This window comes from Winslowiella toletana (assembly GCF_017875465.1).
GTDB classification, from domain to species: Bacteria; Pseudomonadota; Gammaproteobacteria; order Enterobacterales; family Enterobacteriaceae; genus Erwinia; species Erwinia toletana.
This window is the reverse complement of sequence record NZ_JAGGMQ010000001.1, coordinates 4406883-4420664: the sequence shown is the minus strand read 5'-3', so window position 1 is coordinate 4420664 and position 13782 is coordinate 4406883. Positions and strand designations below refer to the sequence as shown.

Genomic DNA, 13782 nt, shown 5'->3' with positions numbered 1-13782 from the left:
TTACTCCTTGTTCTCCGGCTCCGCTGCGGGCAGCGTCCAGAAATCGAAAAAATTAAACCAGTCGAGCGGCGAAATCAGCGCGTGATGCGCCAGCCGTTCGGCATAGCGGTCGACGGTCTGCTGCAATGCCTGCTGGCGCGTGGCGCGCGGCAACAGCAGCGGATCGGCAAAAGATTCGCAGTAAATGCGCAGTTTGCCCTGCTGTTTCAGAGCAAACATCAGTAATACCGGGCAGCGCAGAGCGGCAGCCAGCACAAACGGCCCCTGCGGAAACGGCGCCGGTCGGCCAAGAAAATCGCTCCAGATCACCCGCCGCACGCCGCCGCGCTGGCGGTTAACCGCGGTGCGATCGCCAACAATCGCTACCCACTCACCGGCCTGCAATTTATCGTGCAGCATCATCGCGGTTTCCGGGCCGATATCGCTGACCGGAATCAGATTGACGCCAGCCTGCGGCGCCAGCTCTTCGGTAAGCTGACGGAATCGTTGCGCATTATCGGTAAATACCAGCGCATTAATCACCAGACCGCTGACCTGCTGCGCCAGTGCGCGGCAGGCTTCGATATCGCCGAGATGCGAAGCCAGAATCAGCCGTCCACCGGGCTGAGCGGCATTAATCGCTGCCTCGGCTCCCGGGGCGAAATCAATCTCCCTGCCCCAGCGCAAATCGCCGCGCCAGCTGGCGATTTTATCCAGCATCGCGTCGCCGAAACGCAAAAAATGGTGATAGCTGTTCAGCGGTCGCGGCAACGGCACCTGCTGCTGACGGGCATACTGTTTAATCCGGCTAATCCACTGCTGCGAAGCCTGGCGTTGCTGGCGTCCGCTCAGCCAGTAAACGGCAGTTACCGGCCACAACAGCAGGGTAAACAGGCCGCGACCAGCCAGGCGATAGACCGCCAGCATAATACGCATGCCCATCAGCCCCTTGCGTTCGCTGACGCCCGCCCAGTGCGTCGTCTGCCGCTTACGTCGCAGCAGCGACGGGATGCGCGGCAACATGCCGAAAAACAGCCGGGTATGCATCCATGAGATACGTAAATTGTCATGCAGTGCGTCAAAGTGCGAGATGCCATCCTGCGGATAGGTAACGCGCGTCGGCAGAAAACGGCTCGGCGTACCCGCCCAGCAGAGGCGCACCATAATCTCCGTATCGAAATCCATCCGCTGGCCGATGGCGCGCTGCCGCATCAGCGCCAGCGTTGGCGTCAGCGGATAGACGCGGAAGCCACACATGCTGTCTTTCAGCGACAGCGACAGCGTCTCAATCCAGACCCAGAAATGCGTGATGTAGCGGCCATACAGACGCGCTTTCGGCACGGAATCGTCATAGACCGGCTGCCCGGAGATCAGACAATCAGGATAATTGCGCGCTTCCGCCAGCATCTGCGGCGCATCTTCAATCTGATGCTGCCCATCGGCATCCAGCTGCAAGGCATGGCTGTAACCCTGCTGCTGCGCCGCCTGTAAACCGTGGAATACCGCCGCGCCTTTGCCGCGATTATTATCCAGCCGCAGCAGCGTGACACCGTCACAAACCAGCGCGTTAAGCTGATTTTGCGTCGCGGCATCGCTGCCGTCATCGACGATAAACACCGGCAACGCAAAGGGCGCTAACCGGGCCAGCACCGCCGCCATGGTGGCGCCATGGTTATAACAGGGGATCACCACGCAGGGTTTAAAATCGCCGCCTAACACAGGTTAATCTTCCCGCTGCTGGCCACCGATTCGCTTTCCCCCTGCTGTAGCAGATAGCGGAAACTCAGCTGATTCTTCAGCGCATTCCACGTCAGCACCAGTTTCAGTGTGCTGTCGGGCAGCACCGGCTGCTGAAATTTGATGTTCTCAATCGAAGAGAACTGTTTGCCGCTGGCCAGCAGCAGCGTGCCGTAGTGCATCACCCAGTCGAGTTGCGCGACCCCCGGCAGCAAAGGCTGCTGCGGGAAATGGCCGCGGAACCAGAACAGATCGGCATCCACACGCAGCAATAACTCGGCTTGTGCCGCTTGCTGGCTGGATGACAGTTCAACCGGCAGCATAAAACAGCTCCTGTATTTGTGGCCAGGCACGTTTGCTCTGGCTGTTATGCGGAATCACCTTAACCACCCGCCAGAAACGCGGCATCGCTACCGGTTCCAGCCAGCGCTGTAACTCCTGTTTCCACTGACGTTTTAACTGCGTCAGCTGCGCGGCATCCGGCTCCCCCGCCAGCACCAGCACCACCCCGATCGCGCTGCGGCCATGACGCGCAACCTGCAACGCCACCGCATCGGTGATTTCAGGGATCGCCAGCAGGCGTCGCTCAATATCACTGAGCGAGATGCGCTTATCTTCAATTTTCACCACCCGATCATGACGACCGCACAGCTGAAAGTTGCCGTCTGCATCGAACGCCAGCTTATCATCCAGCATCAGCCCTTCGCGCTGCGGGATCAGCGCCGAACAGGCGTGCCAGCGCTGCTGCGCATCACGGCTGAAACGCACGCCGTTAAACGGATGCCACGACGGCGCAGCGTCACGCCGCGAGCGCCAGGCCAGGACGCCGGTTTCGGTGCTGCCATAGATCTCATCAATCACCTGACCAAACCAGCTGCCTGCGCCATCGGCAGCTTCCGCAGGCAGCGCTCCGCCGGCGGAAACAATCAGTTTGCAGCTGGGTGGCGTAAGGGAAAAATCGAGGCGGCGTAAAAATGCCGGACTGCTGATAAAAGCGTAATGGCGATCAACGGGCTGCGCCGTCAGCTGTTCGCTGTACAGAACCAGCGTGCTGGCAAACGGCAGGCCAAGCGCCATCGGCAGAATAATGCGGAACGCCAGACCGTACATATGCTGATGAGTGACCGACGCCAGCAGCCAGCAGCCCTGTAAGCGTTCCCCCCACAGCGCAGCCAGCCACTGCGCTTCATGGTCGAGGCAGGCCAGCGGTTTGTGCACCTGACGCGGCTTACCGGTGGAACCGGACGTAAACAGCACCACTTCGGCATCGGCTTTGATCGCGGGCAGCGGCGGCCAGTCGCCCTGCTGCGGCGCTTCAACCTGTAATTGCGCACAGGCAACGGAGAGATCGAGATCGCTCAGCACGCCATCAAAACTCTCCGACTGCTCCTGCAACAGCGACGGACGGCAGTGACCGGGAATAATCACCGTTTTACCGGCATGCAGCGCCGCCAGCAACCCGGCGGTAAACAGATAGCTGTCTTCAAAACAGAGCGCCCAGCGCTGCTCACTGCGTCCACGCAATGCACTGCACAGCGCCTGCACCTGCTGGCGCAGCACCGACAGCGACATCGGCTGACCGCCGCAGCAGGAGACGATATAATCCGCGCGTGACGGGTTGAGCCAGTCAGCGATGGCTAAAGCGCGTTGCATACTCAGGCTTGCCTTCTTATCCGTTGACGCAGCAACCACTCGCCCGCCATCAATAATCCCATCAGCAGATAGCTGATGATTCCATTCCACAATGTCCACCAGTGCAGATTACCCGCCAGGCAGGTGGCGGTAGCCACGCTACCGTTAAAGATAAAAAACAGACACCAGATTTGCGTCACCCGGCGCGTCCAGCGAATGGCGGGCGGTGGCAGCTGTGGCTCACGAATCCGCGCCAGCCGTTCAACCATCGGCATCGCACTGAACAGCGAGCCGCCAAACAGCAGCAGCATCACCGCGCTGACCGCCACCGGATACCACAGCAACAGCTGATGGCTGCGCAGCAGATAACTGGCGAGGCATAAGGCTACCCCTGCCAGCGCCAGCAGCTGAGCAGCGCGGGAAAACGCCCCGCCGCTGCGCCGCAATCCCAGCAAGCGCAGCAGGAACAGCAGCGCCAGCAGCGGTATCAGCCAGTGCAGCTGCGGATGGGTGATCGCCAGCCAGACCAGAAACGGCCAGCCAAGGGTTATCAGCCACCACAGAATTCGCATCACGGCGGGCGCGGGTGCTTAACCTTCGCGGATCAGCTGATCAACAGCGTCTACCACATCCTGCACGGTGCGCACCGTCTTAAACGTTTCCGGCTTAATTTTGCGGCCAATACGCTTTTGCAGATGGACCACCATATCGACCGCATCAATGCTGTCCAGCTCCAGATCTTCATACAGGCGCGACTCAGGCTGAATATCATCAGCCTCCACTTCAAACAGGGAGACCAGCAGTCCGCTCACTTCCTGATAGATTTCTTGCTTATTCATAAATCACACTCGTCGGGTAGATTATCAGGCGCTCTGCGCTGTGCGCTGGGCAGCAATAAAAGCCGCCAGCGAGGCAACAGAGTAGAAATGCTGACGCATCGCTTCACTTTCGGCGGAAAGCACCACACCGTAGCGATTTTTCACCGCCAGGCCTAATTCGAGTGCATCAATTGAATCGAGGCCCAGTCCGTCACCAAATAACGGGGCATCGCTTTCGATGTCATCGCTGCTGATATCTTCAAGATTCAGCGTATCAATAATCATCTGTTTAATTTCGAGGATGAGTTGTTTCATACGTTCTTTCCACGTCACTAAGACTGTTCTGGTGTTAAAGCTTGCTGCAAATGACGTGTTAAACGACGTGCCGCCAGCGGCTGCGCGTCCTCGTCCTGCGCCATAAATTGTTGACTGTCGATCCGTGTTTTTACACTCACCGTAAACACCGGTTTTTCCGCCGGGATCTGGTACCAGCGGCTCTGCTTATCCAGCATACGTTGCGTGCAGGTAATATGCACAATGCGCAGGTCACAGCCGCAACGCACCGCGATATTGGCCGCGCCGCGTTGCAGTTGTAAGGGTTCGCCGTAGCGCGTACGCGTGCCTTCCGGGAAAATCAGCAGCGCATCACCGCGCTGTAAGCAGCGACGGCTTTCCGGCAACAGGGTAGCGGCCTGGCTGTTAATCAGATAATCAGCCGCACGGATCACGCCACGGAAAAAGATATTGTGTTGCAGCTCGGCTTTGACCAGGCAGTTAACCTCCGGCATCACCGAAGCAATCAGCACATAATCGATTAATGAAGGGTGGTTAGCGACCACCAGACAGCCGCGATCGGCACGCAGTATCTCCGCCCCTTCAATATGGTAGTCGTAGACGCCCATTGCGCGGCAAAAGCGCAGGAAGCAGCGGAAGCTGAAAGAGATGCTTTTGCGCGCCAGCTGACGGCGGCGATCGCCGTCGCGCTGCACCAGCAGCAGCAGGTTAAACCAGATCAGCGACAGCAGCAGACCACCGACGCTAAACAGCGTAAAGCTGCAGGCGGTCACCAGCAGACGCCAGAGATAGTTAAACCGTGAAGTGTGCGGCATACGCAACAGCGAGTCAGACATCATTGCGCTCCCACAGCCAGTTAATACGCCCGCCGCCAATCGTAAAGCGGCGCTGCTGCGCCTGCCAGGCGTGCAGAAATTGCAGGCTCTGCGGCCAGTGGCTTTCCGTGGCGCACGCCGCCGGTTGTGACCTGCAGCGCAGCTGTTCACCGCTGGCCAGCACCAGCGCCACCGCATAAGGGATATGCAGCGTTTCACCGCTCAGCCAGGGTTGATAAGGTTCCGGCACCGGGCCATCAAAATCGACCAGCAGCACCTGCTGATAACCGGCGGCATGCAGCGCCGTCACTTCCACCAGCCCCTGCTGGAAGGTATCCACACCCGCGGCCAGCGAGGTCGAGACCACCGGCGCAGCGGCGGCAATGGTCAGGCTGCCGACCGCCGAATTATGCACTGACATGGCGAAATCGGTGGGTGACAGACTCTGTCGGGCAGCGAGCGCGTTGAGAATACGCAGATTACGCTCCAGCTCGCCGTGACGGCTGGTAAACACAATGGCATCAATCTGCTGACGGCGCAGCAGCGCCAGACCACAATCAACCGCCGCGCGGCTGCCGCTGCTCAGACGACGCGCAGTCATCATCGGCAGCTGGCTGCATTTAGCCAGCGGCTGGTCAGCATCCAGCGCCGCCTCGCGCTGCGCCCAGCTGAGCCAGTCAGCAGCGGTCGACAAACCGGGCGCGCTGGCCTGCCAGTCGATTAGATTGTAAAGCAGATTCATAACCTGGTTCTTCTTCAGACATTACTGATTGCCGCATAGCCCAGCATGACGCCGCGCCCACCTGAATGCGATAAGATTTAACCGCATTTGCGATAATTCCCACACTCCATCGCCGCAGCAAATGCGCAGGGTTATTAGCGGTTGTCGACTGTAATACGAAAATCTTTAACGGAAATAACTTATTAACTGATGATTGTCAGGTTTAAGCCAGTAAACCTGACCATCAGGGTTATTTCAGGGCCTGCGCGGAGAGGCGAAGCTGGATGTCCTGATCGAGGTTATTTACCCAGTTATTATAATTGCGATGAATCTGGCCGCCACCGGCTTTCAGGTTCTGGCTGCTGACATAATTAATGCTGTAACTGGTCGCACTGTAATTCACGCGAATATCCGCGGAGAAATTACGCTGCGCGTAACGGCCATTAATCACGCCCGGACCCGCCGGGGTCATCAGCCATTTACGGGCCAGGCCTGCTTCGAGAATCGCAGTCTTAACCTGCTCCGGGCTGTATTGGGCGCTGGTATTGATAGTGCGTTCAACATTCTGTACTGGTGCAGTACGCGAGGCACAGCCGCTCAGCGTAGCGAGCGCTACGACGATGGCAAAAAAATGATGCTTATTCATAATTTCCCTGAGAATTATTCAACATTTATGGTCAATAAAGCGCGGGGATAATAGCATTAAATGTAAAGAAATGTGAAGCCCATTGCAGGTTCTGTTGGCGCTAAAAGAGTAAACCTCGCGCCAACAGAATCGGTTAATTGCGGTTAACTGCCGGGTTATTCGCCAGGTGTTGCACCTGCTGCCAGACGTTATCATCGACCGGAATACCGAGGCGCAAATTTTCTTCCCGCGTGGTGCGCTGGCGCTGACCGGGCCAGGTGACCGTCGACACCCCTTCCGCAGGTTCGGAACTGTTAACATAATCGCCGATGCTCTGCGTCATCCGCTCGGTAAAATCACCACCGCCCAGTTGCTCAGGATCGAACACCATAAAGATCTGGCTGGCGCCGGTGCAGCTGCCGCGTCCGACTTTGTCAATCTGCGGCGTAGCGTTACCAGCTGATAACAGCGCAGCCATCGCATCAAGCAGAATGGCAAAGCCAGACCCTTTCCAGTAACCGGTGGGTAAAATACGTTTCGACGCTTCAATCGGCCCCGGATCGCTGGTAAGGTTCCCCTGCTGATCGAAACCTCCGGCATACGGCAGCTGCTCGCCTTTCAGCCGTGTCACTTCCAGCTTGCCATATGAGTATTGCGACATCGCCATATCCAGCACCATCGGTCCTGGCTTGCCCGGCACCGCCATCACAAACGGATTGTTGCCGATACGCGCATCTTTACCGCCCCAGGCGGGCATACAGGCTTCGGTATTGGTCCAGCAGATTGCTGCCATGCCCTGCTGCGCGGCGCGCCAGCCGTAAGTTCCGCCTCGCATCCAGTGGCTGCTGTTACGCATCGCCACCAGACCTATGCCGTGCTGTTTCGCCAGCGCCATTGCGCGATCCACCGCCAGCAATCCGTTAATAATGCCAGGACCCTGCTGACCGTCCCAGATCTCCATCACCGACAACGCTTTCACCTGCTGCGCACAGGCATCGGCGTTAACCCACCCTTTTTGCAGATAATCGACAAAACGTGCCACGCGGTTCAGCCCGTGTGAGTAAATCCCGTCACAACTGGATTCGGTATGCACCTGCGCGCAGATTGCCGCCTGCTCCGCCGCCATACCGGCCTTTAGCAAGGCTTGCTCAATGGTGAATTTCATCTGCTCAAAGGCTATTCGCGTCATGTTTGATCTCCCGTTGAATGTCAGGTGTGCGTCGCATCGGGTTGATGGTGCGCATAATATCGTTATTTCCCCACAGCTGCTGATAAGGCCAGCCAGTCAGTTTCTCCGCCACCGCCTGCGCTTCCGGCGTAACTGCCGCCGCGCCGCCGCCCTGTTTACGGCGCTGGATCTCGCCAATTAACAGCGCATGATTATGACGATTGAGGCTGAATTTCAGTGAGCTGAACACGCCGATACTGAGGAAAACCACCGCGCCGACAGCAAACACCAGCGCGATGCCATGTACCGCTTCGGGAGGCTGTACCGCCGCCCCTTTTCCGGCAAAGCCATAAGCCTGCAACACCATACCGACGATAAACAACGCCACCGCCTGTACCGCCTTGCGCACAAAGGTCATCACCCCGGCAAAGATCCCTTCACGCCGTTCGCCGGTCAGCATTTCATCAACGTCAGGTATAAAGCTGTAGATATTCCAGCAGACATACTGCGTGCCAGAGCGCCCCATGCCCATAATCAGTGCCGCCAGCCACACCAGCCACAGCGCAGATGGCAGTTCAAAGGCATAGATACTAATAAACAGCGCCACACTCGCCAGCATAAAGAACTGGGCCAGTTTGTACGCCGCCCCGTTGCCAATGCGGATCGAGAGCGGGATCCATGCGGCAATACAGAAGAACTGCACCACCGACATAAAAGTCATGCCATTGGCGGCATCAACAGTGCTGTGGCCCAGCACAAAAATAATGTAATACGCCAGCACCGCGCCCAGCACATCAAGCGCCACATAGGCGCCGAGATACATGCCGACATGCTGACGGAAGGTACGCACTTTAAAGGTCGATAACAGTGAGCGGAACAGCGCCGCCATATCGCGTTTAAACGCCACCGGCTGCGGCTTGCGTTCCAGCACGATCGGCCGTTCCCAGGTCCAGAGATAGAGGCAGACAATCACAATGGCGAACAGCGTGGCAAAGATAATGCCCATATACAGGAAGGAGGCTGAAGAGTCCTCACCCAGCAGTGCAATAATCGCCCCCGGCAGCCAGGCGGCAAGGATCCCGGCGCCCATTGAGAAGAACATCCGCACACCGGTAAGCTTTGAACGCACGCGGAAATCATGGGTCATTTCCGCCGCCAGCGTTTCGTAGGGGACGATCACCAACGTATAGGCAGCATAAAACAGGATATAGGTGGCGAGGTAATAGCCGAAGCCCATATCGCTGATCCACATCACCACATAGCTGATAAACACCAGTGGGGCGCCGAGCAAAAAGAAGAAGCCGCGACGGCCAAAGCGCTGACCGAGTCGGGTACGATAGAAATTATCGGTAACGTAGCCCATCAGTGGATCGAAAAACGCATCCAGCAGACGGGCAACGGCGATGACCGCGCCCGCTTCGGCAGGGCTTAAGCCGCCGTAAGTGGTATAAAAGAACATTAACCAGAGACCGAGAACGGCAAAACTGCCGCCACCGAATACGTCCCCGCCGCCATACGCCAACATATTTTTCAGCCCGATGGGCTTTTCCTGCGCACGATTAATCATGGCAACCTCGTAGTTACGCCGCTCAATGGCGACATTTTTATGGGTACAGGAAAAAACTAGCTATCGGGTTACTACCATACAAGTTCTGCTGGCGTCTTTATCAGCAGCGATCACATTTTGAACAATATAAGAGGTGAGAAGTGTGATGCAAACGGGTTAACGATAAAGAAAAGTCTGTCTTTTGGGAGCCGTTTTCGGCTCCCGTTCAAATGGCGGGCTCATTGCAAACCTTCGGCACGAGCGGCGAGAACGCCGCCCCTACAAAACACGCACGCCCCTCCTGCCGATCATTTACTGCTGATTCCAGCCACCGCCCAGCGCGCGATAAAGATCAATCTGCGCCAGCAACAGGCTGTTTTTCAGCTGCACCACACTCAGCTGGGTACTGAACAGCGTGCGCTGCGCATCCAGCTCATCAAGATAGGAAGCATAACCATTCTGATAACGATTACGCGCAATGCGCAGCGCTTCGCTGACAATCTCCTGCTGCTTCTCCAGCTCCGTCAGCTGCTGCTGCGTACGCTGAATAGCGTCGACATCATTGTTCACTTCACTGAATGCGCTGCGCACCACTTTTTCGTAGTTATACAACGCCTGGTTGCGCTCAGCCATCGACACATCCACCTGCGCCGTCAGGGCTTCGCGGTTCAGCAGCGGCGCCAGTACACTGCCACCGACGCTCCACAAGCGGAACGGATTATCCACCAGCTGATGCAGCACCGAGCTTTGCAGCGTACCGGTGGAGGTCAGATTCAGTGATGGCAGCAGCTGAGCCTGCGACGATTGCAGTGTCTTATCGGCGGCCAGCAGCTGGCGCTGAGCCTGCACGATATCCGGCCGCCGCTGTAACAGTTCCGATGGCAATACCGTCGGCAATGGCTGCGGCTTAATCTGGTTAAAGCCCGACGCCCGCGCAATCTCCCGCGGATTCATCCCCACCAGAATACTCAGCGCATTCTCCTGCTCGCTGATTTGATGCTGCAGCTGCGGGATCTGCGCTTTCGCGGTCTGATATTCCGATGCCGCCTGCACCCACTCCAGCCGCGAGGTATAACCGGTCTCATACTGGCGCTTTGCCAGATTCAATGAGTTTTCACGCGTGGCCAGCGTCGATTCGGTGACGCGCAGCTGCTCATCCAGCGCACAGAGCGTCAGGTAACCGGAAGCGACCGAACTGGCCACCGTCAGCTCCGCCGCCGAAGCCGCCGCCTGCTGGGCCGCCAGCGAGTACTGCGCCGCACCGATGCTGCTGCTGCGTGCGCCCCAGATATCGACCTCATAGTTAGCCTGCAACACCCCCTGGAAAGTGGTGCTCTGAATCGGCTGACCAGTGACCGAAGAAAGGGTGCGCGCACGGCTGACGTTGACCCCGGCGTCCAGCGTCGGGAAATTATCCCCCTGCGTCGCGCGCAGCTGCGCCCGATATTGATCGACACGCGAGCGCGCGGTAAGAATATCCGGGTTATTACGCAGCGCCTGCTCCACCAGGCTGTTCATCTGCGGATCGCCAAAGGCGCGCCACCAGTGCGCCTCCAGCGGCGAAGCTGGCCCCACCTGATTGCGCCACTGTGGCGGAATCAACAGCGACGCTGGCGCTTTGCTTACTTCGGTTGAGCAGGCCGTCAGCGTCAGCGGGATCAGCAACGCCAGCAGCACCGGTTGCCAGCGCATTACGGCTTCTCCTTATCAGCTGCAGCGGTATCGATGGTCAGTTCCACCGACATCCCCGGCCGCAGATGCGCCGAGTTTTCACTGGTGATTTTGATACGTACCGGAATACGCTGGGCGATTTTGACAAAGTTGCCGGTGGCATTATCGGCGGCGATAGCGCTGAACTCTGAACCCGCCGCCGGTGAGATATACTCCACTTCACCGCTAAAGCGCTCACCGTCCAGCGCATCGACGCTAAAGGTTACCGGCAGGCCCGGCCTGACGCGCGCCATCTGCGTCTCTTTCATATTGGCGATCACCCACATCTGCTCCGGCACCAGCGAGGTAAGACGCGTACCGGCGGTCACATACGCGCCCTGACGTACCGAAATCTGTCCCAGCTGACCGTCGCGCGGCGCGATAATCCGGGTGTTATCCAGATCGATTTGCGCCAGTTCCAGCGCCGCCTGCGCACTGGCGACATCGGCTTCCATTGCGGCGCGATTAACGATCACCGTCTGCAGATCCTGATGCGAAACGTCAAGGGTGGCTTTCGCCTGCTGCACATCGGCATCGGTCTGGCTGTGGCTGGCGCGTGAAGCATCGCGCTCGCGCACTGACAGCGAACCGTCCGCCACCAGATTTTCCACCCGCTTCAGATCCAGAGCGCTTTTGACCGCCTGCGCTTTAGCATTGGTCAGCGCCGCCTGATTACGCGCAATCACCGCCTCGGCGCTGCGACGCTGTTGCAGATTATTCGCCAGCGCGGCTTTTTTCATCTCCAGCTGCGCCTGCGCCTGATGCACGCGCTGCTGATAGATGCGGTCATCAATGGTCATCAGCACATCGCCTTTATGCACCGGCTGGAAATCCAGCACATCCACCGCCGTGATATAGCCGCTGACCTGTGGGCTGATAAAGGTGATCTGCCCGCGTACATAGGCATTTTCGGTGCTCTGCGCGCTGCTGGTAAACGGCCATAACTGCCAGGCGTATAAAATCACCAGTACACCAACAATGGCGATACCACTGCCGACAGCAATCGACAAAATGCGCAGCTTATTATTTCTCTCACGTTCAGAGGCTTGCGCGTGTTCCTGTTGACTCATTATTTCTCCGTGCCTGAATCAGTTATGGCGGGGGTAAGTTGTGCGGCCTGCGCGTCACGCTGCGCCTGGCGCCAGTTGAGATAACGCAGACGAGTTAAGCGCCACAGCACCCACATCAGAGTGCAGAGCGCCATCGCGGCGGTCAGTAAATAGGTATCGTTATACGCCAGTACATTGGCCTGCAGGGTGGCGACCGTCTGCAACTGCACCACGCCCTCGGCATTGCGCAGGATGCCATCCCCGAGCAGACTGTTGTACAACGCGCTGTACTGGCTAAGGCGTTCGGTGACGTTGGGATCCAGCAGCGACAGCTGATCGCCCAGCAGGCTGGAGTGATATTTTTCGCGCCATGTCTGGAAAGTGCCAAGGATCGCCGAGCCAATCAAGCCGCCGAGGTTCTGGCTCATGCCAAACAGCACCACAAAGCTCACCAGGTTTTTCGGTTGCGTCACCACGCTGCCGACCCCCAGCAACATCGCTGGCGCAAGGAAGAAAGCGCTGCTAAAGCCGAGCAGAAACTGGCTGAGATACATATTGTCCGCGCGCGTCAGCGGATTGGAATTCGCATCCATCAGCGAGGCAATCATCATAATCAGCAGCGAGGTGACAATCGGCCAGCTGAGATGTCCCGGTTTGATCGTCAGCGCGCTGGCAATAATGCCGACGATCACCCCGGCGATAATTACCAGCGCCAGTCCGCGCATCTGGTCATTCTGCAGGCCGATCTGCTGGAGAAAACCGATAGCGCCTGTATTCTGCTCCGCCAGCACAATACGCATCATAATCATCACAATGCCGAGGCGCACAATCGCCCCACTCCCCAGCCAGCGGGTATTGATCAGCGGATTGGTGCGGTTATGTTCCACCAGTACCGCAGCAACGATCAGCACCAGCGCCAGCGCCAGGCAGATCCCCAGCCACGGCGTTTCCAGCCACCATTCAATCCGCCCCAGCGACAGCACGCCGCAAATCAGCGCCATACCGGGCGCCAGCAAAATAAAGGTGAGAAAATCAGTTTTCTCAAACACTTTATTGCGGTCGCCGGGCGGCAGTTTCAGCAGAAAGACGCAGCCCAGCGCAATCAGCGCCAGACCCAGCTCAAACAGATAGAGGCCGCGCCACTCATCCAGTTGCAGTAATTCGGTGGAGAACAGTCGCGCCAGCGGGATCGCCAGCTGCGAGGCGCAGATGCCGATGGTCAGCGCTTTCAGCCGATGCTTCGCCGGCCACGCCTGGATTTGATAGTAGATCCCCAGCGAACTGAGCGCGGCGCCGACCATGCCGTGCGCGGCGCGCACGATAATCGCTGAGCTGAGATCGTTGGCAAACAGATGGAAGAACGCCACCAGCACGTACAGCACCAGAAAGGCTTCGGTAAAAATGCGCAGGCCAAACTGCTGACGAAACTTCACCAGCAGTAAGTTAATGGAGATATTGCCCATCACATACACCGCCGGTAACCAGGCGATCTCATTAGAGTAAGCGCCAAAGGTGCCCTGCAGATTGGTCAGATTGGCAGTGACCAGCGCATTACTCAGTGCGCCGGTAATCGAAATCAGCAGACCAATCAGGCCAAAAGCGATGCGCTTATGCCCTGGATGCAGCGGCGTTGACGGTGAACCCGGCAGCATCGGTTTTTCATGGGGCTGCCATTCACGCACCACGTA

14 protein-coding genes are annotated in these 13782 nt (G+C 57.9%); all 14 read right to left on the bottom strand.

Translation table 11 applies throughout. The annotated features are described in order from the left end of the window. The 14 genes from J2125_RS20755 to J2125_RS20690 all read right to left on the bottom strand — a co-directional run bounded on the left by J2125_RS20755 (position 1) and on the right by J2125_RS20690 (position 13746). Positions 1-1698 carry a glycosyltransferase family 2 protein gene (locus J2125_RS20755; protein ID WP_017801809.1) on the bottom strand — a complete coding sequence of 566 codons (1698 nt, stop codon included), beginning with the start codon at positions 1696-1698 and terminating at the stop codon, positions 1-3. Further along, positions 1692-2039, bottom strand: a complete 348-nt coding sequence (locus tag J2125_RS20750; RefSeq protein WP_017801808.1) for a 3-hydroxyacyl-ACP dehydratase FabZ family protein — start codon at positions 2037-2039, stop codon at positions 1692-1694. The genes J2125_RS20755 and J2125_RS20750 overlap by 7 nt, the downstream gene beginning before the upstream one ends. Next, complete coding sequence (locus tag J2125_RS20745) at positions 2026-3369, bottom strand: AMP-binding protein (protein ID WP_017801807.1); 1344 nt, start codon at positions 3367-3369, stop codon at positions 2026-2028. Before J2125_RS20745 ends, J2125_RS20750 begins: the two co-directional genes overlap by 14 nt. A 2-nt stretch (positions 3370-3371) precedes the next feature. Beyond that, the gene (locus tag J2125_RS20740) at positions 3372-3920 is read right to left on the bottom strand and encodes a COG4648 family protein (protein WP_017801806.1); all 549 of its coding nucleotides are present in this window, start codon (positions 3918-3920) and stop codon (positions 3372-3374) included. 18 nt (positions 3921-3938) lie between these two features. Beyond that, positions 3939-4187 carry an acyl carrier protein gene (locus tag J2125_RS20735; RefSeq protein WP_017801805.1) on the bottom strand — a complete coding sequence of 83 codons (249 nt, stop codon included), beginning with the start codon at positions 4185-4187 and terminating at the stop codon, positions 3939-3941. 24 nt (positions 4188-4211) lie between these two features. Further along, complete coding sequence (locus J2125_RS25215; protein ID WP_267144585.1) at positions 4212-4499, bottom strand: phosphopantetheine-binding protein; 288 nt, start codon at positions 4497-4499, stop codon at positions 4212-4214. Beyond that, complete coding sequence (locus tag J2125_RS25210) at positions 4499-5296, bottom strand: lysophospholipid acyltransferase family protein (RefSeq protein ID WP_026111794.1); 798 nt, start codon at positions 5294-5296, stop codon at positions 4499-4501. Before J2125_RS25210 ends, J2125_RS25215 begins: the two co-directional genes overlap by 1 nt. Further along, entirely contained in the window at positions 5289-6017 is a 729-nt protein-coding gene (locus tag J2125_RS20720; RefSeq protein ID WP_017801802.1) for a beta-ketoacyl synthase chain length factor, read from the bottom strand. The genes J2125_RS25210 and J2125_RS20720 overlap by 8 nt, the downstream gene beginning before the upstream one ends. A 229-nt stretch (positions 6018-6246) precedes the next feature. Next, the gene (locus tag J2125_RS20715) at positions 6247-6642 is read right to left on the bottom strand and encodes a hypothetical protein (RefSeq protein ID WP_017801801.1); all 396 of its coding nucleotides are present in this window, start codon (positions 6640-6642) and stop codon (positions 6247-6249) included. 133 nt (positions 6643-6775) lie between these two features. Continuing rightward, positions 6776-7810, bottom strand: coding sequence for a 3-dehydro-L-gulonate 2-dehydrogenase (gene yiaK, locus J2125_RS20710; protein ID WP_026111793.1), 1035 nt, complete (start codon positions 7808-7810; stop codon positions 6776-6778). Beyond that, positions 7791-9356: an MFS transporter gene (locus J2125_RS20705; RefSeq protein ID WP_017801799.1), complete on the bottom strand. Its 1566-nt coding sequence runs from the start codon at positions 9354-9356 to the stop codon at positions 7791-7793. Before J2125_RS20705 ends, yiaK begins: the two co-directional genes overlap by 20 nt. A 291-nt stretch (positions 9357-9647) precedes the next feature. Beyond that, a complete protein-coding gene (locus J2125_RS20700) occupies positions 9648-11027 on the bottom strand; it encodes an efflux transporter outer membrane subunit (RefSeq protein WP_017801798.1) in 1380 nt (459 codons plus the stop codon). Further along, on the bottom strand, positions 11027-12115 hold the full coding sequence (locus J2125_RS20695; RefSeq protein WP_017801797.1) for an HlyD family secretion protein: 1089 nt from the start codon (positions 12113-12115) through the stop codon (positions 11027-11029). Before J2125_RS20695 ends, J2125_RS20700 begins: the two co-directional genes overlap by 1 nt. Then, entirely contained in the window at positions 12115-13746 is a 1632-nt protein-coding gene (locus J2125_RS20690; RefSeq protein WP_244987341.1) for an MFS transporter, read from the bottom strand. Before J2125_RS20690 ends, J2125_RS20695 begins: the two co-directional genes overlap by 1 nt. Positions 13747-13782 lie beyond the last annotated feature (36 nt).

Excerpts from the sequence above, each read along its gene's own strand:
- J2125_RS20750 (WP_017801808.1), bottom strand. The coding sequence starts at position 2,039 with ATGCTGCCGGTTGAACTGTCATCCAGCCAGCAAGCGGCACAAGCCGAG.
- J2125_RS20745 (WP_017801807.1), bottom strand. The coding sequence starts at position 3,369 with ATGCAACGCGCTTTAGCCATCGCTGACTGGCTCAACCCGTCACGCGCG.
- J2125_RS20740 (WP_017801806.1), bottom strand. The coding sequence starts at position 3,920 with ATGCGAATTCTGTGGTGGCTGATAACCCTTGGCTGGCCGTTTCTGGTC.
- J2125_RS20700 (WP_017801798.1), bottom strand. The coding sequence starts at position 11,027 with ATGCGCTGGCAACCGGTGCTGCTGGCGTTGCTGATCCCGCTGACGCTG.
- J2125_RS20690 (WP_244987341.1), bottom strand. The coding sequence starts at position 13,746 with ATGCTGCCGGGTTCACCGTCAACGCCGCTGCATCCAGGGCATAAGCGC.
- J2125_RS20695 (WP_017801797.1), bottom strand. The coding sequence starts at position 12,115 with ATGAGTCAACAGGAACACGCGCAAGCCTCTGAACGTGAGAGAAATAAT.
- J2125_RS20705 (WP_017801799.1), bottom strand. The coding sequence starts at position 9,356 with ATGATTAATCGTGCGCAGGAAAAGCCCATCGGGCTGAAAAATATGTTG.
- J2125_RS25210 (WP_026111794.1), bottom strand. The coding sequence starts at position 5,296 with ATGTCTGACTCGCTGTTGCGTATGCCGCACACTTCACGGTTTAACTAT.
- yiaK (WP_026111793.1), bottom strand. The coding sequence starts at position 7,810 with ATGACGCGAATAGCCTTTGAGCAGATGAAATTCACCATTGAGCAAGCC.
- J2125_RS20735 (WP_017801805.1), bottom strand. The coding sequence starts at position 4,187 with ATGAATAAGCAAGAAATCTATCAGGAAGTGAGCGGACTGCTGGTCTCC.
- J2125_RS20715 (WP_017801801.1), bottom strand. The coding sequence starts at position 6,642 with ATGAATAAGCATCATTTTTTTGCCATCGTCGTAGCGCTCGCTACGCTG.
- J2125_RS20720 (WP_017801802.1), bottom strand. The coding sequence starts at position 6,017 with ATGAATCTGCTTTACAATCTAATCGACTGGCAGGCCAGCGCGCCCGGT.